Origin of the sequence: Rhodanobacter sp. B04 (assembly GCF_002001125.1) — a bacterium.
Classification (GTDB): Bacteria; Pseudomonadota; Gammaproteobacteria; order Xanthomonadales; family Rhodanobacteraceae; genus Rhodanobacter.
In genome coordinates this window covers 223,813-245,765 of record NZ_MUNV01000006.1, presented here as the reverse complement: position 1 = coordinate 245,765, position 21,953 = coordinate 223,813, and the positions used below count along the sequence as shown (strand labels likewise).

Sequence of the window (21,953 nt, the reverse complement as noted above, 5' to 3'; positions counted from 1 at the left end):
CCCGTTCTCCGTGCCGCCCAGGCATGCTCCCGCCCCCTGCCCTTTCCGCGAGAATCTTCCATGCGTCTGCCTACCCTTCGCTACGCTCTGTTGCCGCTGTTCGCCGCACTGCTGCTGAGTGCCTGTCACGGCAAGGACGACGCCTCGCAGCCGGGTGGCAGCACGCCGGAGTCGGCCCTGCAAGGTTCGATCGACCTGCTCAAGGCCGGCGACCTCAACGGCCTGTGGAAACACGCCTTGCCGCCGGCCGACTACGCCAACCTGCGCGCCGACTGGAGCCGCCACGAACAGGATCCGCAGCCGATCACCGCCGAGGATCGTGCCAAGTTCAGCGAGACCATGCAGGAGCTCACCGGACCCGACGCCGAGAACAAGCTGTATGCCGAATTGCAGCCGAAACTGAGCATGATGCAACAGCAGTACAAGGACCAGTTGCCGGTACTGATCAGCGTCGGCGAAGCCTTTGTGAAAAACGGCATCGCGCAGAACAAGAGCCTCACCGAAGCGCAGAAAGCGCAGACCGCCAGCGTGCTCGACGTGCTCGGACCGTGGGCGCAACAGACGCCGTGGTTCGACCAGGCCAAGGCAAAGCAGGCGGTCGGCGTGGCGGTGACCACGGCACGCCAGCTGGATCTGAAAAACCCGGATCAGCTGCGCACGATGGATTTCGATACCGCCATGGCGAAATACTCGACCGGTTTCAACGGCGCCAAGCAGCTGCTGGCGATCTATGGGTTGTCGCTGGACGACACGCTGAATTCGGTCAAGTTCACCCCGGTCTCCAACAGCAACGGCCATGCCGTGGTGAAGATCGATTACACCCTGCTCGGCAAGCCGCTGTCGACCGAATCGACCCTGGTGCAGCAGGATGGCCGCTGGTACAGCGAGGACATGCTCAACAATGTGCGCAAGTCGCACCAGCAATTGAGCGAGCAGCCACCGTCGGCCCGCAGCACCGGCGTGCCAGCCGCTGCCGGCAGCGTGGCAACGAAAGACTAAACAGTGCAGCCGTTAGAATAGACGGATGCAGAATATCCACACCGCCGATTCCACTCCCCGCCAGCGCGCGCCCTGGTGGTTCAACCTGGCCGGGCAGCTGTTGCAGCCGTGGGTGCGCATCCGCCGCGACCCCGCCGAGCCGGCCGCCTTGCTGCAAGCCGGGGTGCCGGTCTGCTATGTGATCGAGCGCGACGGGTTCTCCGACGCGCTGATCCTGCAGCGCGCCTGCCGCGAAGCCGGCCTGCCCAGCCCGATGCAGGCGCTGGCCGGCACCCGCCGCCGGCGCTCGGTGTTTGCGCTGGCCCGGCGCGATGGCTGGATCTTCGGCCGCAACCGCAAGCGCGCGCCGAACGAGCCGCTGCGCCAGCTGGTGCGCTCGCTGGAAGGGATGCCGGATCGCGACATCCAGATCGTGCCGGTATCGATCTACGTCGGCCGTGCGCCCAGCCGTGACAGCGGCTGGTTCCGCGTGCTGTTCTCGGAAAACTGGGTCATGGTCGGCCGCTTCCGCCGGCTGCTGGCCTTGCTGCTGAACGGTCGCGACACCGTGGTGCACTTCTCCGCACCGGTATCCCTGCGCAGCGTGCTGGCCGAATCCGGCGAGCTCGCGCCGGAACGCTTCACGCGCAAGCTCGCACGGGTGCTGCGCACCCACTTCCACCGCATCCGCGCCGCGGTGATCGGTCCGGACCTGTCGCACCGGCGCACCGTGGTCGATGCCGTGCTGAATGCCGAACCGGTGCGCGCCGCGATCGCCGCCAGCGCCGCCAAGGAAAAGATCAGCCACGCCAAGGCCTGGCGCAAGGCGCACAAATTGATGATGGAAATCGCCGCCGACTACTCGCATCCGGTGGTGCGTTCGGTGTCGTTCCTGCTGTCGAATTTCTGGAACAAGCTGTACGACGGCATCGCCATGCACCACTTCGACAAGGCCCGCGCCGCGGCGCCCGGCTACGAGGTGGTCTACGTGCCCAGCCATCGCAGCCACGCCGACTACCTGCTGATGAGCTACCAGCTGCACGTCTCCGGCGTGGTGGTGCCGCATATCGCCGCCGGGGTGAACCTCAACCTGCCGGGAATCGGGCCGATCCTGCGCCGCGGCGGCGCGTTCTTCATGCGCCGCAGCTTCACCGGCAATCCGCTGTACTCGGTGGTGTTCAAGGAATACATGGCGCAGCTGATCGACCGCGGCGTGCCGATCGAATACTTCACCGAGGGCACCCGCTCGCGCACCGGTCGCCTGCTGGCGCCGCGCGGCGGCCTGCTGTCGATGACCGTGCGCGCCTTCCTGCGCGCGCCGCGCCGGCCGGTGCTGTTCCAGCCGGTATACATCGGCTACGAGAAGCTGATGGAGGGCAAGAGCTACATCGGCGAACTCAGCGGCAAGCCGAAGGAAAAGGAATCCCTGCTCGGCCTGCTGCGCGGGTTGAAGGTGCTGCGCCAGCGTTATGGCCATGTGGCACTGAACTTCGGCGAGCCGATCGAGCTGACCCCGCTGCTGGAAGCCGCCAGCGCCGACTGGCGCGCGACCAGTGCCGACCCGGATGCGAAGCCGGAGTGGCTCAACGGTGTGGTCGATCAGCTCGCCGAGCGGATCCAGGTCAACATCAACCGCGCCGCCGACGTCAATCCGATCAACCTGCTGGCGCTCGCCCTGCTCGCCACGCCCAAGCACGCGATGGCCGAAAGCGACCTGCTCGCCCAGCTCGAACTGAGCAAGACCCTGCTGGAAGAACTGCCGTATTCCGATCGCGTCACGCTGACCCCGATGAACCCGTCCGGGATCATCGCCTACGGCGAACAGATGGGCTGGATCCGCCGCGTGCAGCATCCGCTCGGCGACGTGCTGGTCACCGACGACGAACAGGCGGTGCTGCTCAGCTACTTCCGCAACAACGTGCTGCACCTCACCGCGACCGCCGCATGGGTGGCCTGCTGTTTCCTCAACAACCGGCGCATGTCGCGTGCCTCGGTGCTGCGGCTGGGCCGGATCATCTACCCGTTCATCCAGGGCGAGCTGTTCCTGCCCTGGGACGAGGATGGCTTCGGCGTGCAGCTGCAGGCGACGATCGACCTCTTCGTGCGCCGTGGCCTGCTCGAATCCACCGGCGACGGCCGTGTGCTGGAACGTGCACCGGGCCAGGACGACAGCGCGTTCCAGCTCAAGGTGATCGCACGCAGCCTGATCCAGGCGTTCGAGCGCTATTACATCACCATCGCCGCGTTGGCCAAGAACGGCCCGCACACGATGACCGGCGCCGAGCTGGAAAACGCCTGCACGCTGACGGCGCAGCGACTGAGCCTGCTCAACGAACTGTCGGCGCCGGAGTTCTTCGACAAGGCGCTGTTCCGCGGCTTCATCCAGAAGTTGCGCGAACGCCGCGTGGTGTGGACCGACGAGGGCGGCAAGCTCGACTACGACGGCGCACTGGAAGTCATGGTGCGCGACGCCAGGGTGATCCTGTCGCGCGAAGTGCGTCATTCGATCCTCAAGATCACTCCCGGCGGCGAAAAGGAGGCGGCGGCGAACGAGGCTGGCGTCACTGGCACCGGTTCGCACGATATCGTCCAGCCGGCCGAAGACGCCTCCGCTGCGGAACTGCATCAACGACATGTCGACGCCGAGCACCACCGGCATGCGCATGCCGATGCGGCGACAGCAGACGATGGCTCCATCACACCTCCTCGCGAGTAACCAGGCACGGCGATGCTTGCGTATCGCCGTACCAAACGTCACATGACGCTGGTCGGGGTGCGCGCCTAAGATGGCGGCTCACCCCGCCGGAGCCACGCCCATGACTGCCCGTCCCATGACTGCACGCCGTGCATTGATCTGCACGGCCATCCTGCTGTCGCTACCCGTTGCCGCCATGGCTGCCGATGCGCCGGCCCATCACGACATCAGCGTGCTGCATTGCGCCCGCCTGATCGATCCGGTGGCCGGCAAGCTGCTGGGCGCCACGACCGTGATCGTGGAAGACGGGCACATCAAGGAGCTGCGCAGCGGCAACGCGGACGGCAAGCCCTACGAGGATGCCGCGCGTCAGGCCGGCGCCGGCTTCCAGCAGGTCGAACTCGCCGACGCCACCTGCATGCCCGGCCTGATCGATTCGCATACCCATCTCACCATGCAGTTCAGCAAGAGCACCTACAGCGACCAGTTCCGCCTCAATCCCGCCGACTACGCGATCGAGGGCACCGTCTACGCCAAGCGCACCCTGCTGGCCGGCTTCACCACGGTGCGCAACGTCGGCGACGAGCACAACGAATCCATCGCGCTGCGCAACGCGATCAATGCAGGCCTGATCCCCGGGCCGCGCATCTTCAGTGCCGGCCAGTTCGTCGGCACCACCGGAGGCCATGCCGACCCGACCGACGGTTACCGCTGGGACCTGCAGGGCGACCCGGATCCGAAGGACGGCATCATCAACTCGCCCGAAGACGCCTGGAAGGCCGTGCGCCAGCACTACAAGGACGGCGCCGACCTGATCAAGATCATGCCGTCCGGCGGCGTGCTCGACGAAAGCAACAGCGTCGACAACGCGCAGATGACATTGGACGAGATCAGGGCCGTCGTCGCCGCCGCGCACGACTATGGCTTCACCGTGGCCGCGCACGCGCACGGGGCCGAGGCGATCCGTCGCGCGGTGCTCGGCGGCGTCGACTCGATCGAGCACGGCACCTTCATGAATGACGAAGACATGAAGTTGATGAAGGAACACGGCACCTGGTATGTGCCCACCATCATCGCCGGCCAGTTCGTGATGGAGAAGGCAAAGGAAGGCTGGTATCCGCCGCAGGTCGCACGCAAGGCGGAGCAGGTCGGCCCGATCATCATGGCCACCGCCGGCAAGGCCTATCGGGCCGGGGTGAAGATCGCCTTCGGTACCGATGCCGGCGTCTATCCGCACGGCGACAACGCCAAGGAGTTCGCCTACATGGTGCAGGCCGGCATCCCGCCGATGGCGGCCCTGCAGGCCGCCACCACCCATGCCGCCGAACTGCTGCACAAGCAGGACCAGCTGGGGCAGATCGCGGTCGGTCGCCAGGCCGATGTGATTGCGGTACCCGGCAACCCGCTGGACGACATCACCACGATGCAGCACGTCAGTTTCGTGATGAAGGACGGCGTGATCTACAAGGAAGCCGGCAAGCCGATCGCCGAGTAAGCCATGGCGCCCCTCGTCGCCCCGACACAGGCGGGGCGACGAGCCCACCGGATGCCGGATTTCCAAGCAAACCGGCCCGATCCTGTAGCATTGCACCCATGAACGAGCAGCCCAAAACCACCCATTTCGGCTTCCGCGACGTGCCGGTCGGCGACAAGCAGAAGCTGGTCGGCCAGGTATTCACCTCGGTCGCGCGCAGCTACGACCTGATGAACGACCTGATGTCGTTCGGCGTGCACCGGCTGTGGAAGCGCCACTTCGTGGCGGTCAGCGGCGTGCGCCGCGGCGATCGCGTGCTAGACCTGGCCGGCGGCACCGGCGACATCGCCGCGCTGCTCAAGCCCGTCGTCGGCGACGCGGGCGAAGTGATCGTCGGCGACATCAACGCCGCGATGCTCGGTGTCGGCCGCGACCGCATGACCGATCGCGGCCTGGTCGGCGGCCTGCGCTGGGCTCAGCTCAACGCCGAAGCGCTGCCGTTCCCGGGCAACTCGTTCGATGCGGTGACCATGGCGTTCGGCCTGCGCAACGTCACCGACAAGGACCAGGCGCTGGCCGACATCTGCCGCGTGCTCAAGCCCGGTGGCCGCCTGCTGGTGCTGGAGTTCTCGAAAGTGCAGAGCGACGTTTTCAGCAAGCTCTACGATTTCCACTCGTTCAAGATCCTGCCCAAGCTCGGCCAGCTGTTCGCCGGCGACGCCGACAGCTACCAGTACCTGGCCGAATCGATCCGCAAGCATCCAGACCAGCAAACCCTCAAAGGCATGATGGAACGCGCCGGCTTCGGGCGCGTGGAAGTGCGCAACCTGACCAATGGCGTGGTGGCGATCCACCGCGCCTACAAGCTCTGAATCGCAATCCATCGCCAGCGACTCACGCAACAACGTCGAGCAACAGGAAGTGACCCGATGAGCAACAACGCCGCGCAACTCGAACGTCTGACCTTTTTTTCCGACGCCGTGTTTGCCATCGCGATCACGCTGCTGGTGATCGAGATTCATGTGCCGCATCTAGGCGTGGTCGACGACCGCACATTTCTCGCCGAGCTCGCCGCTCTGCGCCCGAGCATTTTCGGGTTCATCCTGAGTTTCCTGGTGATCGGCGCGCTATGGGCAGCGCATCACCGGGTATTCGGCATGCTGGTCGGCTACAGCCGCGGCGTGATGGTGCCAAACATGCTGCAGTTGATGGTGATCGCATTCATGCCGTTTGCCACGGCATTGATGAGCGCGAACCCGCTGTCACGCGTGGCGGAAATGTTCTACGCAGCGACGCTGCTGCTGGTGGCATTGATCCAGCGCTGGCTGTTCGGTCGCGCACTGCAGACAGCGTACCTGCAGCCAGAACTGGGGTCCGTGGATGTCGCCAGCGCACTGGGACGAGCATGGGGCTTGCCCGTGGCAGCCGGGCTCTCGCTGGTACTTGCGTGGTTCATTCCCGCGTTGAACAACATCGTGCTGCTGGGCATTCCGCTGTTGACACGGCTGTTTGCACACCTCGCCCGCGTCCGGGCGGAAAAATCACGGATGGCACCGAGCAGCGACGATCCTGCAGCGCCCATCATGCAAGGCAGCCCATCTCATGAACCCGTCGCCACCGCCACCGATGCCATCGCGTAGTCCGCTTGTCGCTGCTGTCGCCCTGCTGGGGTGGCTCGCGCTTGCATTGCAATTGTGGCTATCGGTCCAGCTGACGATCGCGAACGGGCAAGGTGCGCCGGCCGGGGTGTGGATCTATGTCGGCTACTTCACCATCTTGACGAATGTGCTGGTGGCGATGGCGCTGACGGCAGCCGCATATGGCCCGCATGGTGCGGTCAGCCGCTTCTTCGTTCGAGCCGACGTGCATACCGCGATCGCGATGAGCATCGTCATCGTCGCGGCGATCTACAACCTGATGTTGCGCCAGCTGTGGCAGCCACACGGCTGGCAGATCGTCACCGACAACACCCTGCATGTGCTGATGCCGGTGCTGTTCCTGCTGCACTGGTGGCTGGCGGTGCCGAAAGCGACGCTGCGCTGGCCGCAGGTGATTTACTGGCAGTTGTATCCGGCCGCCTATTTCGTCTACGTGCTGGCGCGTGGCGCGGTGGATCACTGGTATCCGTATCCATTCCTCGACGTCACCAAGTTGGGTTACCTGCGCGTGCTGGTCGATGCCTGCGCGGTGCTGCTGGCGTTCATCGCGGTCGCGTTGCTGCTGGTCGCACTGGGACGCTGGCAGGTGCGGCGCGCCGGCAAGGGTACGCCGCTGGCAGTGTTGCCCTGAAACGACATCAGCGTACCGGAGCGCGCAAGTCCGCCAGCAAGGTGCCGAAGCGCTTCACCCTTTCTTCGTGGTCCGGATCGCGCCAGCTCTCCTGCAATGCCTCGGCATACCAGCGGCGCATGCCCGGCAGCTCGCGCAGGCGTTGCGCATAGGCCGTCGCCGCATCGCCCAGCGTCAGGCCATAGGTCTGCATGCGGAACGTCACCGGTGCGAAGAACGCATCGACCGCACCGAACGCGTCGCCGGCCAGGAACGGGCCGCCGAAGCGGGCCAGGCCCTCGCTCCACAACTCATCGATGCGCGCGATATCGCTGCGCAACGCCGCAGGAAGATCGTCCGGCAAACGGATGCGCAAACCGCAGTTCAACGCGCAGTGCGTGCGTAACGCGACGAAACCCGAATGCATCTCGGCGACGGCGCAACGGGCCCACGCGCGCGCCTTCGGATCGGCCGGCCACACGCCCGGATGACGCTCGGCCAGATACTCGGCGATCGCCAGTGAATCCCATACCACCGTGTCGCCGTCGTGCAGGCATGGCACCTTGCCGGTCGGCGAGAACGCACGGAACGCCTGCCAGCTCGACCCGGTGCCGGGCGCGAATGACTCCAGCCGCTCCTCGAACGCAATACCGAGTTCGCTCAACAGCAGCCACGGCCGCAGCGACCACGACGAGTAATTCTTGTTGGCGATATGCAATTCGTACATGGCGCTGTCCTCCCGCTGTGGACTAGTTCTGTTCGCAGGTATCGGAAGCCACGGGCACAACTGGTGCTGCCCGTCGACGTGCATTCGCCAGCACCACGCCACCCACGGTGATCGCGCCGCCGACCAGGGTCAAGGCACCTGGCCGCTCGCCCAGCCAGAGCCAGCCGATCAGCACCGCGATCGGCGGCGAGAAGTAGATGAAACTGGACACCTGCGAGGCAGTTGCGCGGCGCAAGGCGGCGTTCCATGCCAGGTAGCCGATGAAGGTGGGCGCAATGCCCAGCCACAGCAACGCGGCGATATGCGACCACGGCGCGCCGGCCAGCGCATGCGGCAAACCGGTGCCGAACGGCAGCGTACCGAGCGTGCCGGCGAAGAAGGTGAACGCGGTGACGCCGACCATGCCGTTGCGCGCGAACAACGGCTTCTGCCCCACGAAGTAGATCGCCGAGGCCAGCACGCTGATCAGCACCAGTGCCGCCATCGGCTCGAACTTCACCTGCTTGCCGCTGGCCAGCACCACCATCACCACGCCGACCAGGGCCACGCCGAGCCCGGCCAGCGTGCGTGCGGACAGGCGCTCGCGCACCCATACCGCCGAGACCGCCGCCGTGGCTGCCGGCACCAGCGAGATCAGGATCGCCGCGGTGCCGCTGGCGATGCGCGTCTCCGCATAATTGAGGCACAGGTGGTACACAGTCAGCCCAATCACGCCGAGCAGCGCCAGCTGCGGCCAATCCCGGCGCGCCGGCAGCGCGACGCGCCTGAGCAGCAACAACAATGCAAAGCACAACGAACCGATCGCCAGCCGGGCCAGCGCCACCTCGCCCGGCGTGAACGAGGCCAGTGCATAGGCGATCGCGGCATACGCCGACGACCAGGTCAGCAGGGCAATGCCGATGTAGCCGAGTGCGCGCCCGTCCAGGCGCTCGGAGGTATCCATGGGGAAGGATTCCGGTGAAAAGGGGAATGTGCGCATGCTAGTGGTGGCGGCTAGCCACCGGAATGATGGAACATCGTGCACATGCGATGTTTCGCCGTCGAACGAATCCAGAATATCCCGATATGACCTTTGAATCGAAACCCGAATGGGACAACAAGGATTGGCAGCTGCTCGAGGCGCTGCAGCAGGATGCGCGTCTCGGCTACGCCGAGCTGGGCCGCAAGGTGCGACTGTCCGCACCGGCGGTGGCCGAGCGCGTGAAGCGGCTGGAGGAAGCCGGCGTGATCGCCGGCTATCGCGCGGTGATCGAGCCGAAGCGGCTGGGCTTCAGCATCGACGCGATGGTGCGCCTGCGCTGCGACGGTGGCATCTGCGCACGCATCGGCAAGATCGTGGCGGACATCCCCGAGGTGATCGATTGCCGTCGCCTCGCCGGCGAGGATTCCGCCCTGCTGCGCGTGGTGGCGATGTCGATCGGCCATCTGGAAGCCGTGCTCGACCGCCTGCTGAAGATCCACGCCAGCATCAGCACCACCACGCTGATCGTGCTGCAGGCGCCGCACACCAACCGCCCGCTGACCCGCGCGATGTGGGATGCCGCCCGTGCGCTGTCACGCGACTGAGCCGAGCAGGCCTCAGTCGAGGATGAAATCCTGCCGGGTCGGCGCACGTACCGGGATCGCCGGCTCTCCCAGCAGATCGTGCGCGGCGTCCTCGATGAACGAGGACATCACGCCCAGTGCAAGGTCGTTGTCCTCGGTGCCGAAGGGATCCTCGATCTGGGCGGCAATCGCCTCGTGCGCCATGAACGTATAGGCGACGAAAATCGAGAAGACCGGCGTGAAGACCCCGATGCTGTCGACCAGCCCGAACGGCAGCAGCGCGCAGAAGAAATACACCGTGCGGTGGATCATCACCGAATACGCAAACGGCAGCGGCGTGGAGGCGATGCGTTCGCAGCCGCCGATCACGTCCGACAGCCCATTGAGATTGCGATCGAAAGCGAGCACGGCCCACGGATCGAGCGCCTCTTTGCGAGCGTGCCGCTGCACCCATTCGCCGAGCCACAGCGTGATCGTCGCCGGACGATGGCGCGACGCCATCACCCGCTCGAACAGCGGCGCGGGCAGGCGTGCCGCAAGATCGTCGCGCGGATCCGTCGCACGCAACTGATGCCGCAGCGCATGCGGCAGCGCGGCCAGCACCCGGACAAATTCACGCGCGTCGACGCTGCCGAGCGCGCCGTGGGGCAAGGTGAGGGCCTGCCGCGTCAGCGAACGCGTCTCGTTCAGCAGTTGCCCCCACAGCTTGCGCGCCTCCCAGTAACGGTCGTAGCTGGCGTTGTTGCGAAAGCCGAGAAACACCGCCAGCGCGATGCCGACGAGCGAAAACGGCGCCGTGCTCAGGCTGATCGTGACAGGAAAAATGTGGTCATGGCACGCCACCGCAAGCAAAGAAATGCACAGGATCAGGAACAGCCGCGGCAGCAGCTCCGGCAGGACGGAGCCTCGCCAGGCGAGCAGCATGCGAAACCAGTGCAGATGCGGGCGAACGATCATGGGCGGGCGGGCTGCCGGAAAGAGAGGCCACATTATCCCCATATACCGGCAAGGCCGGGCCAGCCCGACCGCTCCATACCAGCAACGCTGCCGGCCGCCTCGCGCCGATCATGCTGGAGGCGGCATCCCGCACCGACCTCCCGCTGATCCGTGCCACGCGGGACAGCGCACGCACCGTCGCGCGAAACAGGCATCGCGCATGCGGAGATCCGACCAAGGTCGGACCTCCGCCTATTACTTCTGTCACGGTCGGGACGCGACCGCGGCACGCATACTCCAAGGTGCATTTAGCTCGATCCAAACATGACCAAGGGGCGTTGCATGCATCATCTGAAATCCCTGCTGCTGGGCAGCGCGCTGGCATTGCTGCCGCTGGCAGCCATTCATGCCGAAGACCACGCCGCCGGCAAGGATGCCAAGACTGCAACCGACCATCACGAGAACCCGGCGCCGCCGACCGAAAACGCCACGCGCACGCAGCACAGCGTCAGCATCGGCGGCCGCACGATCAAGTACACCGCCACCGCCGGCACGCTGATCATCCGCGACGACAAGAACCAGCCGCAGGCCAGCGTGTTCTACGTGGCCTACACGGTCGACACCGGCAAACCGGAGAAACGACCGGTGACCTTCCTGTACAACGGCGGCCCGGGTTCTTCCAGCATGTGGCTGCACATGGGTTCGTTCGCACCGGTACGGATCGAGACGGCCAGTCCCGCGGCCACCGCACCGCCGCCATACCATCTGGTGCCGAACAGCGACAGCCTGCTCGACAAGACCGACCTGGTCTTCATCGACGCGGTCGGCGCCGGTTACTCGCGCCCGCTCGGCAAGGCCACCGGCAAGGATTTCTGGGGCGTGGACCAGGACATCTCCGCGTTTTCGCGCGCGATCCAGCGCTATGTGAGCCTCAACCAGCGCTGGAACTCGCCGAAATTCCTGTACGGCGAAAGCTACGGCACCACCCGCTCCGCCGCGCTGGTCGATGCATTGCAGGACCAGGGCATGGCGTTCAACGGCGTGATCCTGATGTCGTCGATACTCAACTACGGCATCCGCATCCCGGGTTACGACGAAAGCTACGTCGGCTACCTGCCGACCTATGCCGCCGCGGCCTGGTATCACGGCAAGATTCCGAACAAGCCGGCCGATCTGAAGGCTTTCCTTGAGCAGGTCCGCGCCTGGGCGCAGGGTCCGTATGCCGCCGCGCTGGCGCAGGGGCAGAATCTCCCGGACGCCCAGCTCGATGCCGTGGCGCAGCAGCTTGCCGCCTATACCGGCCTGTCGGTGCAGTACGTCAAGGAAGCCAACCTGCGGGTCGATCCCAGCCGCTTCCGCAAGGAGCTGCTGCGCGACCAGCGCCTCACCCTGGGCCGCTACGACAGTCGCTTCACCGGCACCGATCCGGATGCCGCAGGCGAGACACCCGACTACGACGCTTCCGACAGCGGCATCAGCGGCGCATTCGTCAGCGCATTCCACGATTACGTCGACAAGCAGCTCAACTATCACACCGAGCTGGACTACCGACCCACGTTCGACGAGATCATCAAGAACTGGGACTGGAAGCACAAAGCTGCCGACGAGCGGCGTCCCCTGCCACTGGCCTACGTGGCCGGCGATCTCGCCCACGCGATGCGCACCAACCCCAACCTCAAGGTGCTCTCGGTCAACGGCTATTACGACTTCGCCACGCCGTTCTTCATCACCGAGTACGACCTCGCGCACATGAACCTCGACCCGTCGCTGCGCGGCAACCTGCAGTTCCTCTACTACCCCTCGGGGCACATGATCTATCTCAACACCGACGCGCTGAAGCAGCTCAAGACCGATCTCGCGCCCTTCTACGACCATGCCGCGCCGCAGCGCTGATACGGAATCGCCATCATGCACAAATCCCCATTCGCCCCGCTCGCCCTCGCCCTGCTGCTGACCCTGGGCAGCCCCGTCCATGCCGACGACACGACGCCGAAGGATGCGGCCAAGGCGGCGCAGGCCGACAAGGACAGCAAGAAGGACGAGCTGCCGATTCCGCCCGAGCATGCCGTTACCAGCAAGCACAGCGTGCGCATCGGCAATCGCACGATCAGCTACAAGGCCACCGCCGGCACCCTGCTGATCAAGGACGACAAGGACAAGCCGACCGTCAGCATGTTCTATGTCGCCTACACCGTCGACGACGGCAAGCCGGGCAAGCGCCCGGTGACCTTCATGTACAACGGCGGCCCCGGCTCCTCCAGCATGTGGCTGCACATGGGCTCGTTCGGCCCGGTGCGCGTGGCCAACCGCGGCGACCAGCCGATCCCGCCGCCGCCGTACCAGCTGGTGCCGAATGACGACAGCCTGCTCGACAAGACCGACCTGGTCTTCATCGACGCGCCCGGCACCGGCTACTCGCAACTGGTCGGCGCCGCCGAAGGCAAGAACTTCTACGGCGTGGACCAGGACGCCGACGCGTTCGCGAAATTCATCACCCGCTACGTTGGCGACAACCATCGCTGGAACTCGCCGAAATTCCTGTTCGGCGAAAGCTACGGCACCACCCGCTCGGCGGTGCTGGTGAAGCTGCTGCAGGAGCAGGGCATGGAGTTCAACGGCGTCGTGCTGATGTCCTCGATCCTCGACTTCAACGTGTGGGCCAGCACCGGCGTCGACCATGCCTACATCGTCAACCTGCCGACCGAGGCGGCGATCGCCTGGTACCACAACAAGGTGCCGAACAAGCCGGCCGACATCGCCAGCTTCCTCGCCGGCGTGCGCCATTTCGCCGATACCGACTACACGCTGGCGCTGGGCAAAGGCGACGCGATCGAGCCGGCCGAGGCCGACCGCATCGCCAACCAGTTGAGCCAGTACATCGGCCTGTCGCCGACCTATATCAAGCAGGCCAACCTGCGCATCAATCCCAGCCGCTTCCGCAAGGAACTGCTGCGCGACCAGCGCCGCACAGTCGGACGTCTGGACGGCCGTTTCGAAGGCATCGACCCGGACGCCGCCGGCGAGACGCCCGACGGCGATGCCGCCAGCGACGCCGCCACCGGCGCCTATCTCGCCGCGTTCAACCAGTATGCCGAGAGCGAGCTGAAGTACACCGGCGACCATGCCTACCTGCCCAACAACTACGGCGTGATCAACCGTGGCTGGGACTGGAAGCGCAAGGGTGGCCACGGATTCACCCAGGCGCCGTACGTCGGCACCGACCTGGCCGACGCGATGCGCCGCAATCCGCACCTGAAGGTGTTTTCGGCCAACGGCTATTACGACCTCGCCACGCCGTTCTATGCCACCGAGTTCGACCTCGGCCATCTTGGCCTCGACCCGGCCATCCGCAAGAACATCGAGTTCGGCTTCTACCCGTCCGGGCACATGATCTATTTCGACGTGGATGCGCTGAAGCAGGTCAAGGCGGATCTGGCACGCTTCTATGACGAGACGGCACCGCAATCCTAAAATGGTCCGCCCGCCATCACCGACCGAGCCGATGACCCACAAGCCCACCGAGCAGCCGCCGAAGGCGGCTGACGAGGCACCGTCCAATCCCGAACGTCGGCGCCTGCTCGGTGGCATCGCGCTGGCCGGTGCGGCGTTGACCCTAGGCAGCTGTCGCCCGGCCGGCGCCGGCCGGGCAGTAGCGTCCGGCGCCAGCGAGTTGTCCCCCGATGCGCTCGACGCCCTGCTGCGCCAGCACATCCAGCAGGTGGTGGTGCTGTATGCCGAGAACCGCAGCTTCAACAACCTGTTCGCCCACTTCCCGGGGCTGGCCCAGCCGCTGAAGGCTCTCGACTCGCCCGAATACCGCCAGCGCGATCGCGATGGCAGCCTGTTGACCACCCTGCCGCCGATCTGGGGCGGCCTGGCGCCGCATGCGCAGACGGTCGATGGCCGGCATTACCAGATCGACGAACACGCGATCAGCGGCCTGCCCAACCAGCCATTTGCCTTGCATACGCCGGACGGCGCGGCGTTGCCGCATGGCGTGGTCACCCGCGACCTGGTGCACCGCTTCTACGAAAACCAGCTGCAGATCAACGGCGGCAGGAACGATGGCTTCGTCGCCTGGGGCAATACCGGCGCGATGGTGATGGGCCACTACGCCGACAGCGCCAGCAACCTGCGGCTGTGGCAGCTCGCGCAGCAGTACACCTTGTGCGACAACTTCTTCATGGGCGCCTTCGGCGGCTCGTTCCTCAACCACCAGTACCTCATCGCCGCGCAGCCGCCGTTCTATCCGGATGCGGACCAGCGGCCGGGGAAATTCCAGCTGGCCCAGGTGGAAGGCGACGACCCCACCGGCACGCGCCCCCGGCTGGCCGACAACTCGCCGGCCAGCGCCATGCAGGGCCGCGCCAAGTTCGCCTCGCCCGATGCGCTCACTCCCGATTTCTGGGCGGTGAATACGATGGGCCCGGCATATGCGCCGGCGTTCAGCCACGACAAGCACGATCCGCAACTGGCCGATGCCGACAACCCGACCACGTTGCCGCCGCAGGTACACCAGACCATCGGCGACGCACTGTCGGACGCCGGCATCGACTGGGCCTGGTACGCCGGCGGCTGGCAGCTCGCGCTGGACGGGCATGGCGACGGCGACCATCGCGTGTTTCCGGAAACCCCGAATTTCCAGATCCATCATCAGCCGTTCAATTATTTCCGGAGATTCGCACCCGGCACACCCGCACGACAGCGGCATCTGCGCGATGCCGGCGTCGGCGAGAGCGCCGCCAGCAACCACTTCATCGCCGCGATCGAGGCCGGCGCGCTGCCGCCGGTGTCGTTCTACAAGCCGCAGGGCGACCTCAACATGCATGCCGGCTATTCCAGCGTGGACGCCGGCGACCGCCACCTCGCACGCATCGTCGACGCGCTGCAGAAAAGCCCGCAGTGGCCGCACATGCTGGTGGTGATCACGGTGGACGAGAACGGCGGCTGGTGGGACCACGTGGCGCCACCGAAAGGCGACCGCTGGGGACCGGGCTCGCGCATTCCCGCGCTGGTCGTGTCGCCGCATGCGAAGAAGGGTTTCGTCGACCACACCATCTACGACACCGGCTCGATCCTGCGCTTCATCACCCGCCGCTTCGGCCTGAAGAAACTGCCCGGCCTGCAACGGCGCGACGATGCGATGATCGCCGCTGGCGGACCACCGCCCGGCGATCTCACCGCGGCACTGCGGTTCGACTGACGCCACTGTCAGCGGCACCAGAACCCGCAGGCAACCCCCGCGCCCGAACGGCAAAGGGAGGTGCCACAGGCACCTCCCTTTCATTTCACTGCGATGTGGCCTGGCTCAGGCCGAAATCGCCAACCGTTCGGAGCGATACATCTGGACGGTGGCCAGCAGCGCGACCAGCGCCGCCGCCATGCTGCCCAGCAGGCACAGCCCGATCTGCTCCGTGCTGACACCGTCGCCGCGCAGCAACTGCATGATGCCGAGGTTCTGGCCCAGCAGCGGGATCGCATACATCCATGCCTGCGCCTTGATCGGCATGAACGACAGCAACGCACTGGGAATCAGCGGCACCAGCATCAGCAGCGAAATATACGTCTGCGCCTCGCGGTAACTCTTGGCGAACGCCGCCACCATCGACTGCAGCGCGGACAGCAGCAGCACCAGCGGCAGCATCAGCAGCAGCACGTTGGCCGCGAAATGCACGCCCAGGTCCAGCTCCATGCCGATCTTCTCGGCGGGGATGAACTGCCCCACCACCGCGAATGCCAGCAGGGTGATCAGCAGGCTGGCGCTGGAGAACGCGCAGATCGCCGCCAGCTTGCCGCACAGGATCTTCCAGCGCGCCACCGGGTTGGCGAACAGCGGCTCCAGTGACTGCCGCTCGCGCTCGCCGGCGGTGAGGTCGATCGCCAGGTACATGCCACCCATGAACACGGTGATCACGAAGAAGTACGGCAGCATCGCGAACATCAGCACCGCGCGCGACTGCGGCGTGGCCTGGTCGCGACGTGCGACCTGCAGCGGCCACGCCGTGGTCGGCGACATCCCGCGTGCGACCAGACGCAGCGCGCCCTGCTGGCGGCCATAGCTTTCGACCAGCCGGCTCACCCGCTCTACCGAGGTATTCGCATCGCGTTGCGACGAGTCGTAGAACAGCTCCACCTGCACCGGCTCGCCCTTGCGCCAGGCCTTGCCGTAATCCGGAGCGATGCGCAGCACCACGTCGGCATCCTGCTTGCGCACGGCCCGCTCCGGATCGGCCACCGCCGGACCCGGCACCACGCCGCCGGCCTTCAGTGCGTCGACCAGGTTCGGTGCGTACTCGGCGCCGATGACCGGCACCGGCAGCGACTTCTCCGCCTTGTCCAGTTCGCGGTTGAGGGTGACGTTGATCAGCATCACGAAGATCAGCGGCCCCAGCAACGGGCCGGTGAGGAACGCGCTCATCAGGGTGCGCCGGTCGCGCAGGTTTTCCTTCACCTCCTTCAGGAACACGGTGAGGAAGGCGCCGCCGCTTCGCAGTTTCGTGGGGACGGTATTCATGCGGCCAGGCCCTCGTCGCTGCCAATGATCTTCACGAACGCATCCTCCAGGTTGTTCTCGCCGGTCTGCGCACGCAGCGCGTCCGGCGATTCGTCGGCGACCACGCGGCCGTGCGCGATCACCACGATGCGGTCGCACAGCGCAGCCACCTCCTGCATGATGTGGCTGGAAAACAGCACGCAACGGCCTTCCGCCTTCAGCCCGGTCATGAACTGGCGCAATGCGCGCGTGGCCATCACGTCGAGCCCGTTGGTCGGCTCGTCGAGGATCACGTTGCGCGGGTCATGCACCAGTGCGCGGGCGATCGCGGTCTTCACCCGTTGGCCCTGCGAGAAACCCTCGGTGCGACGATCGGCGATGTCGCCCATCTCCAGTGCCTTGATCAGGCTGTCGCGCCGGCTGGCCAGCAGGTCTTCCGGCAGGCCATGCAGGCGGCCGAAGTACTCGATGTTCTCGCGTGCGGTGAGCCGCTTGTAGAGACCGCGCGCATCCGGCAGCACGCCGAGCTCGCGCCGCACGCGCAGCGGATCGACCGCCGCATCGATGCCATCCACCAGCACCTGGCCGCGATCCGGCGCCATCAAGGTGTACAGCATGCGCAGCGTGGTGGTCTTGCCGGCGCCGTTGGGGCCGAGCAGGCCGGTGATCTCGCCATCGCGAGCGGTGAAACTGACGCCGTCGACGGCTTTCACCGCGCCGAAGGCCTTGTGCAGGTCCCTGACTTCGATCACGAGATGTCACTCCGGTTTAGGCATGCATCCCGGCTGGCCGTCAGCAGCGACAGCGTGGCCAGCAGCGGAAGCAGGATGAGGGAAAAGAACATGGGTGTCTTGAGCACGGCGGCAGCGAGGATCGCCGCGGCCCACAGCATGGCGTTCGCCAATACGTAGCGCTTTCTCATGGCGCGGCTCCTCAAGGGGTTGCACCGTTGAAGTCGATGAAGATCGGCGTGGGCCGCAGCCGATCCAGGCAGGTCGCATCCAGCCCCTTCGGGTCGAGCTTCTCGACGAAATGCTGGACCAGCGTCGGCGTACAGCCGGCCGACATCACGCTGTGGGCCTGGCCCTTGAGTTCCAGCACGCGCGCGTTCGGCAGTCCTTTCGCCACTTCCTGCGCGTAGCGCGGCGGCGTCACCGGATCGTATTGTCCGGTCAGCAGCAGCACCGGCTTGTCGGTCTTCAGTGGCTGATGGAAATCCGCCGGGCGCGCGCCCTTCGGCCATACCGAGCAGACCGCCTTCAGCGCGTCGACCATGCGCGTGCCGAGGATGGTGCTGGCGTCCTGCGGGCGGGCGCTGAGCAGGTCGGCATCCTCGGCGCAGATCACCGAATACTGCATGCCGCTGCCCATCAGTTCGGACAGGTCGCCGGACAGGATCTTCGCCTGGCCCAGCAGCGGGCCGACATCGCCATGCGCGGCCGCGTCGATCGACAACGGCAGCAGCGCCGCCGTGGCTGGCGTATAGGCGAACATGCGCACGACGCCGGCCAGCGAATTCTCGTTCAGCACGCGTTTGACGGTCTGGTAGCTCTGCGGGTCGCGGAAGCTCACTTCGTGCGGGTTCGCGCGCAACGCGTCGCGCAGCTGATACAGCGTCTGGTCCGGATCGCCAAACTGCTTCTTGCACGCCGGCTCGGCGGTGCAGCGGGCGAACTGCGCCTTCAGCGCGTCGTCCAGGTTGCGTGCAAAGTCCTCGCCCAGCGCCAGTGAATTGGGTACCACGCTGTCCAGCACCACGCTGCGCACCGCATCCGGATAACGCATCAGGTATTGCTGCGCCATCCGCGTGCCGTACGACACGCCGACCAGGTCGAACTGCGGCGAACCGAGCGCCTTGCGCACGTCTTCCAGATCCTGCGTCGCGACCGTGGTGGTGTAGAAGCGCGGATCGGCGTGGCTGGCCAGCTGCTTCAGGCAGTCGGCCGCCGCCGCGCGCATCTTGTCGGCATCGAAACTGTCGTCGTCAGCCGGCGTGGCCGCGTCGTCGGACTGCTTGCAGGTCAGCGCGTTGGAGCCGCCGGTACCGCGCTGGTCGAGCAGCAACACGTCGCGATGGGCGCGCAAGGGCTCCAGCATCGAGGCGATCGTGCCCGCCGAATCAGTCGCCGCCTGGCCCGGGCCGCCGGCAAGAAACACCAGCATGTCCTTGCTCGCCACCTGCGCACTGGAGCGCAGCAGCGCCAGCTTCAGCTTGATCGTGCGGCCGTGCGGATCGTCGCGGTTTTCCGGTACCGGAAAATCGGCGCACCACGCCGTCGTGCTGAGCCCGCTGTTGGGCTGGTGCAGCTGGCACGCGGTCAGCGTCACCGTGCCGAGGGTCCATGTCGCCGGCTTGGCCGGCGGCAGCGTGCTGGCCACGGCTGTGGCTTTCTGTAGATCCGGCGCAACCGGTGCCGCGGCCTGTTGGGGATGGTGGAACTGCTTCCACGCCAGCACCCCCAGCCCCACGACCACCGCGCCGATGCGCATCGCGGTACGTCCCTTCAATGCCATGCCCTACTCCTCACCCGGTGCAAAAATGGATTCAATTGGACGGCCAAACAGTTTCGCGATCTTGAATGCCAGCGGCAGGCTGGGATCGTATTTGCCGGTCTCGATCGCATTGATGGTCTGCCGCGACACCTCCAGCCGCTCGGCCAGATCCGCCTGCGACCAGCCCTGCTCGCCGCGCAGTTCGCGTACGTGGTTATTCATGCGTAATGACGCTGTGCCCAACGCCGGGCGACGCCATACAGAACGCCCATGGCAAGAAACCCCAGCGACAGCGACGGCATGGCCATGCCCGCATGCTGCAGCAGCCAGCAGGTCACGCAGCCCAGCCAGGTGCTGACGGCAACGACCGCCAGCGCAACCAGCTCGATCCGTCGTTGCAGCTCATCCAGCGCCAGCACACGGCGCACCGAAAGCAGCACGATCAGCACGATCGGCGGCAACGGCAGCAACGCCACCAGGACGCGTGTCAAGCCCGACTGCACGTGCGGCAGCCCCAGGTGCGAAACGAGCAGCGCGGCCAGATAGGCGACAAGCGAGACCATTTCTGCCGGCGACAGGCGCATCCGCCGCTCCGCCGTGCGCTCCTCCACTTCCAGCACCCTGCGTGTGTAAGCATGCAGGAGGAGATCACGCAGGGCCTGCACGTATCCGCGCAGGCCGCTCATTCGGCAATCCTCCCACGACGCCACTTCATGATGGCCAGCACCAGCCCCCATGCCGCCAGCGCCGCGCTCATGCCGCACAGCATGCCCAGTTGGTAATCGCCCAACTGATGCCAGCCGAGCCCGGCGATCGCGGCAATCACCAGCGCCACCAGCAACACGCGCCAGTACAGGGCCACACCGTTGTTGCACAGCACATCGCTGCCGCCGCCGTAGCGGCGACTGGCCCAACCACGCCCGATGGCATACACCACCACCAGCGTGGGCCAGACCCAGATCAGGATCGCGCCATCGAGCTTGATCACCCCGGCGGCGGCGAGAAACCCGCCGGCCAGACTCAGCATGCTCACCACCGTGGCCGCCACCGCCAAGCCGATCAGGTGGATGCGCTGTTCCAGTTCGTCGCTGCCCAGCACCAGCCGCACCATCGCGCGCACCACGAACAGCACCGGCAGCACCGGCAGCAACGCCAGGGCGATTTCCAGCAGCGCGTGGTCGTGCACCCGCGGCAGCAACGGCCACAGCAGAAACATGATGGCGATATAGGCCGCCATCGCCGGCCAGAACTCGCGCTGGTAGCGCTGATGAATCGAACGCGGCTTGCTCAAGGAAAGCTCCCATGGCCATGTCAAGTTGACTTGACAGGCATAGAGTACGAAGCGCCCCAACCGGTGTCAAGCGTGCTTTACATTCGGGCAATTTCTAGCAGAAACGCAATTGCGTGCGTATTCGTTTGGTGAAGATATCGCTCAAAATAGGTGACGCAGTTCGCACTTTAACTGCCATAATTTGTTAGGGATGACCCACAACGCAGGCCAAACATCCATATGCGCTGCATATTTCATCCCCTCACCGATGGCAAGGGGCCGCGGTAATCGTTCACAGCCAAGGCTTGGCATACAGATTGCACATTCCCCGGTGACCAGCCACGCGCAAGGCTGCAGTCGGGGTGGTGCAGTAGTGCGACCACATTTGTCCACCAGCGCGTCGAACCAGTTAGTTACCCAACATCCTGAAAGGAAATACGCATGAACAAGACTCTCCTCTCCGCTGCACTGATCGCCGGTTTCGGCGTCGCAGCCCTCGCCCCGCAGGCGGCCCGCGCCGCCGACGGAACCATCAACATCACCGGCAAGGTGATAAGCGGCACCTGCACCGTTGCCGTCAATGGCGCAAATGCAAATGTGGTATTGCCTAACGTGCAAGCATCAGCCCTGACCGCCGGCAGCGCCTATACGACTGGCGCCAAGGGCTTCAGCGTGGCACTCACCGGCTGCCCGGCAAGCCCAACGGGCCTGTCGATCGGTCTTGGGTTCCAAACGACCAACGCAGACACCGCTACCGGCACCCTCAAAAACACCGGCGTGACGAACATGGATGTGCAGTTGATGTACACGACGAGCGCAACCGGGACAGCAACGGCACCCGCGACTACGGGTGGTACCGCCGTGGTACTGGATGGAGCGACGGTCACCGGCGCGGTAAACATGGGCGCTGGGCCTGCGACCTCCGCGTACTACAACTTCTACGCGATGTATTACCCGCTTGCGGCGTGGTCGGCGACGACCGGTACCGGCGCCGTGAGCACCAGCGCTCAGTTCAACGTCAGCTACCAGTAAGCCGCAAACCTCGAACCCGCTGTGCGCGGATCGCGCAGCGGG

At 65.7% G+C, this 21,953-nt stretch carries 21 protein-coding genes; 11 read left to right on the top strand and 10 right to left on the bottom strand.

What is annotated here, in order from left to right; translation table 11 throughout:
• Positions 1 to 60 precede the first annotated feature (60 nt).
• The 6 genes from B0E46_RS03830 (at position 61) to B0E46_RS03805 (ending at position 7,436) form a co-directional block, all read left to right on the top strand.
• On the top strand, positions 61 to 999 hold the full coding sequence (locus B0E46_RS03830) for a hypothetical protein (RefSeq protein WP_077554376.1): 939 nt from the start codon (positions 61 to 63) through the stop codon (positions 997 to 999).
• Between the two features lie 25 nt (positions 1,000 to 1,024).
• Complete coding sequence (plsB, locus tag B0E46_RS03825) at positions 1,025 to 3,694, top strand: glycerol-3-phosphate 1-O-acyltransferase PlsB (protein WP_077554375.1); 2,670 nt, start codon at positions 1,025 to 1,027, stop codon at positions 3,692 to 3,694.
• Between the two features lie 100 nt (positions 3,695 to 3,794).
• Entirely contained in the window at positions 3,795 to 5,168 is a 1,374-nt protein-coding gene (locus B0E46_RS03820; protein ID WP_254425028.1) for an amidohydrolase family protein, read from the top strand.
• A 98-nt stretch (positions 5,169 to 5,266) separates the two neighbouring features.
• Positions 5,267 to 6,019 (top strand): bifunctional demethylmenaquinone methyltransferase/2-methoxy-6-polyprenyl-1,4-benzoquinol methylase UbiE, encoded by a 753-nt coding sequence (gene ubiE, locus B0E46_RS03815; RefSeq protein WP_077554373.1) that lies wholly within the window; start codon positions 5,267 to 5,269, stop codon positions 6,017 to 6,019.
• Positions 6,020 to 6,076: 57 nt separating this feature from the next.
• Positions 6,077 to 6,787 (top strand): TMEM175 family protein, encoded by a 711-nt coding sequence (locus tag B0E46_RS03810; protein ID WP_077554372.1) that lies wholly within the window; start codon positions 6,077 to 6,079, stop codon positions 6,785 to 6,787.
• On the top strand, positions 6,750 to 7,436 hold the full coding sequence (locus tag B0E46_RS03805; protein ID WP_254425027.1) for a Pr6Pr family membrane protein: 687 nt from the start codon (positions 6,750 to 6,752) through the stop codon (positions 7,434 to 7,436). The genes B0E46_RS03810 and B0E46_RS03805 overlap by 38 nt, the downstream gene beginning before the upstream one ends.
• Before the next feature lie 7 nt (positions 7,437 to 7,443).
• On the opposite strand, the gene B0E46_RS03800 is transcribed toward B0E46_RS03805, so the two are convergent.
• Together B0E46_RS03800 and B0E46_RS03795 are read right to left on the bottom strand one after the other, a co-directional pair.
• Positions 7,444 to 8,142, bottom strand: coding sequence for a glutathione S-transferase family protein (locus tag B0E46_RS03800; protein ID WP_077554370.1), 699 nt, complete (start codon positions 8,140 to 8,142; stop codon positions 7,444 to 7,446).
• Positions 8,143 to 8,164: 22 nt separating this feature from the next.
• A complete protein-coding gene (locus B0E46_RS03795; RefSeq protein WP_077554369.1) occupies positions 8,165 to 9,085 on the bottom strand; it encodes a DMT family transporter in 921 nt (306 codons plus the stop codon).
• A 122-nt stretch (positions 9,086 to 9,207) separates the two neighbouring features.
• On the opposite strand from B0E46_RS03795, the gene B0E46_RS03790 reads away from it, so the two are divergent.
• Positions 9,208 to 9,708, top strand: coding sequence for an Lrp/AsnC family transcriptional regulator (locus B0E46_RS03790; protein WP_077554594.1), 501 nt, complete (start codon positions 9,208 to 9,210; stop codon positions 9,706 to 9,708).
• A 12-nt stretch (positions 9,709 to 9,720) separates the two neighbouring features.
• On the opposite strand, the gene B0E46_RS03785 is transcribed toward B0E46_RS03790, so the two are convergent.
• Positions 9,721 to 10,644 carry a bestrophin family ion channel gene (locus B0E46_RS03785; protein ID WP_077554368.1) on the bottom strand — a complete coding sequence of 308 codons (924 nt, stop codon included), beginning with the start codon at positions 10,642 to 10,644 and terminating at the stop codon, positions 9,721 to 9,723.
• 321 nt (positions 10,645 to 10,965) lie between these two features.
• Here B0E46_RS03785 and B0E46_RS03780 point away from each other — a divergent pair, with 321 nt between their 5' ends.
• From B0E46_RS03780 to acpA, 3 genes are read left to right on the top strand one after another with little or no spacing between them, the layout of a single operon-like run.
• Complete coding sequence (locus B0E46_RS03780; RefSeq protein WP_077554367.1) at positions 10,966 to 12,516, top strand: peptidase S10; 1,551 nt, start codon at positions 10,966 to 10,968, stop codon at positions 12,514 to 12,516.
• A gap of 15 nt (positions 12,517 to 12,531) precedes the next feature.
• Positions 12,532 to 14,094 carry a peptidase S10 gene (locus B0E46_RS03775; protein WP_077554366.1) on the top strand — a complete coding sequence of 521 codons (1,563 nt, stop codon included), beginning with the start codon at positions 12,532 to 12,534 and terminating at the stop codon, positions 14,092 to 14,094.
• 31 nt (positions 14,095 to 14,125) lie between these two features.
• Positions 14,126 to 15,826 carry an acid phosphatase gene (acpA, locus tag B0E46_RS03770; RefSeq protein ID WP_139350406.1) on the top strand — a complete coding sequence of 567 codons (1,701 nt, stop codon included), beginning with the start codon at positions 14,126 to 14,128 and terminating at the stop codon, positions 15,824 to 15,826.
• Between the two features lie 105 nt (positions 15,827 to 15,931).
• On the opposite strand, the gene B0E46_RS03765 is transcribed toward acpA, so the two are convergent.
• From B0E46_RS03765 to B0E46_RS03740, 7 genes are read right to left on the bottom strand one after another with little or no spacing between them, the layout of a single operon-like run.
• Positions 15,932 to 17,137, bottom strand: a complete 1,206-nt coding sequence (locus B0E46_RS03765; protein ID WP_077554364.1) for an ABC transporter permease — start codon at positions 17,135 to 17,137, stop codon at positions 15,932 to 15,934.
• A complete protein-coding gene (locus B0E46_RS03760) occupies positions 17,134 to 17,868 on the bottom strand; it encodes an ATP-binding cassette domain-containing protein (protein ID WP_077554363.1) in 735 nt (244 codons plus the stop codon). Before B0E46_RS03760 ends, B0E46_RS03765 begins: the two co-directional genes overlap by 4 nt.
• The gene (locus B0E46_RS17665) at positions 17,865 to 18,038 is read right to left on the bottom strand and encodes a hypothetical protein (RefSeq protein WP_168171122.1); all 174 of its coding nucleotides are present in this window, start codon (positions 18,036 to 18,038) and stop codon (positions 17,865 to 17,867) included. Before B0E46_RS17665 ends, B0E46_RS03760 begins: the two co-directional genes overlap by 4 nt.
• An 11-nt stretch (positions 18,039 to 18,049) precedes the next feature.
• A complete protein-coding gene (locus tag B0E46_RS03755) occupies positions 18,050 to 19,630 on the bottom strand; it encodes an alpha/beta fold hydrolase (protein ID WP_077554362.1) in 1,581 nt (526 codons plus the stop codon).
• A gap of 3 nt (positions 19,631 to 19,633) precedes the next feature.
• Positions 19,634 to 19,831 carry a helix-turn-helix transcriptional regulator gene (locus B0E46_RS03750; RefSeq protein ID WP_077554361.1) on the bottom strand — a complete coding sequence of 66 codons (198 nt, stop codon included), beginning with the start codon at positions 19,829 to 19,831 and terminating at the stop codon, positions 19,634 to 19,636.
• Positions 19,828 to 20,295, bottom strand: a complete 468-nt coding sequence (locus tag B0E46_RS03745; RefSeq protein WP_077554360.1) for a hypothetical protein — start codon at positions 20,293 to 20,295, stop codon at positions 19,828 to 19,830. Before B0E46_RS03745 ends, B0E46_RS03750 begins: the two co-directional genes overlap by 4 nt.
• Entirely contained in the window at positions 20,292 to 20,900 is a 609-nt protein-coding gene (locus B0E46_RS03740; RefSeq protein ID WP_077554359.1) for a hypothetical protein, read from the bottom strand. The genes B0E46_RS03745 and B0E46_RS03740 overlap by 4 nt, the downstream gene beginning before the upstream one ends.
• A 420-nt stretch (positions 20,901 to 21,320) precedes the next feature.
• On the opposite strand from B0E46_RS03740, the gene B0E46_RS03735 reads away from it, so the two are divergent.
• On the top strand, positions 21,321 to 21,911 hold the full coding sequence (locus B0E46_RS03735) for a fimbrial protein (RefSeq protein ID WP_077554358.1): 591 nt from the start codon (positions 21,321 to 21,323) through the stop codon (positions 21,909 to 21,911).
• Positions 21,912 to 21,953: the final 42 nt, after the last annotated feature.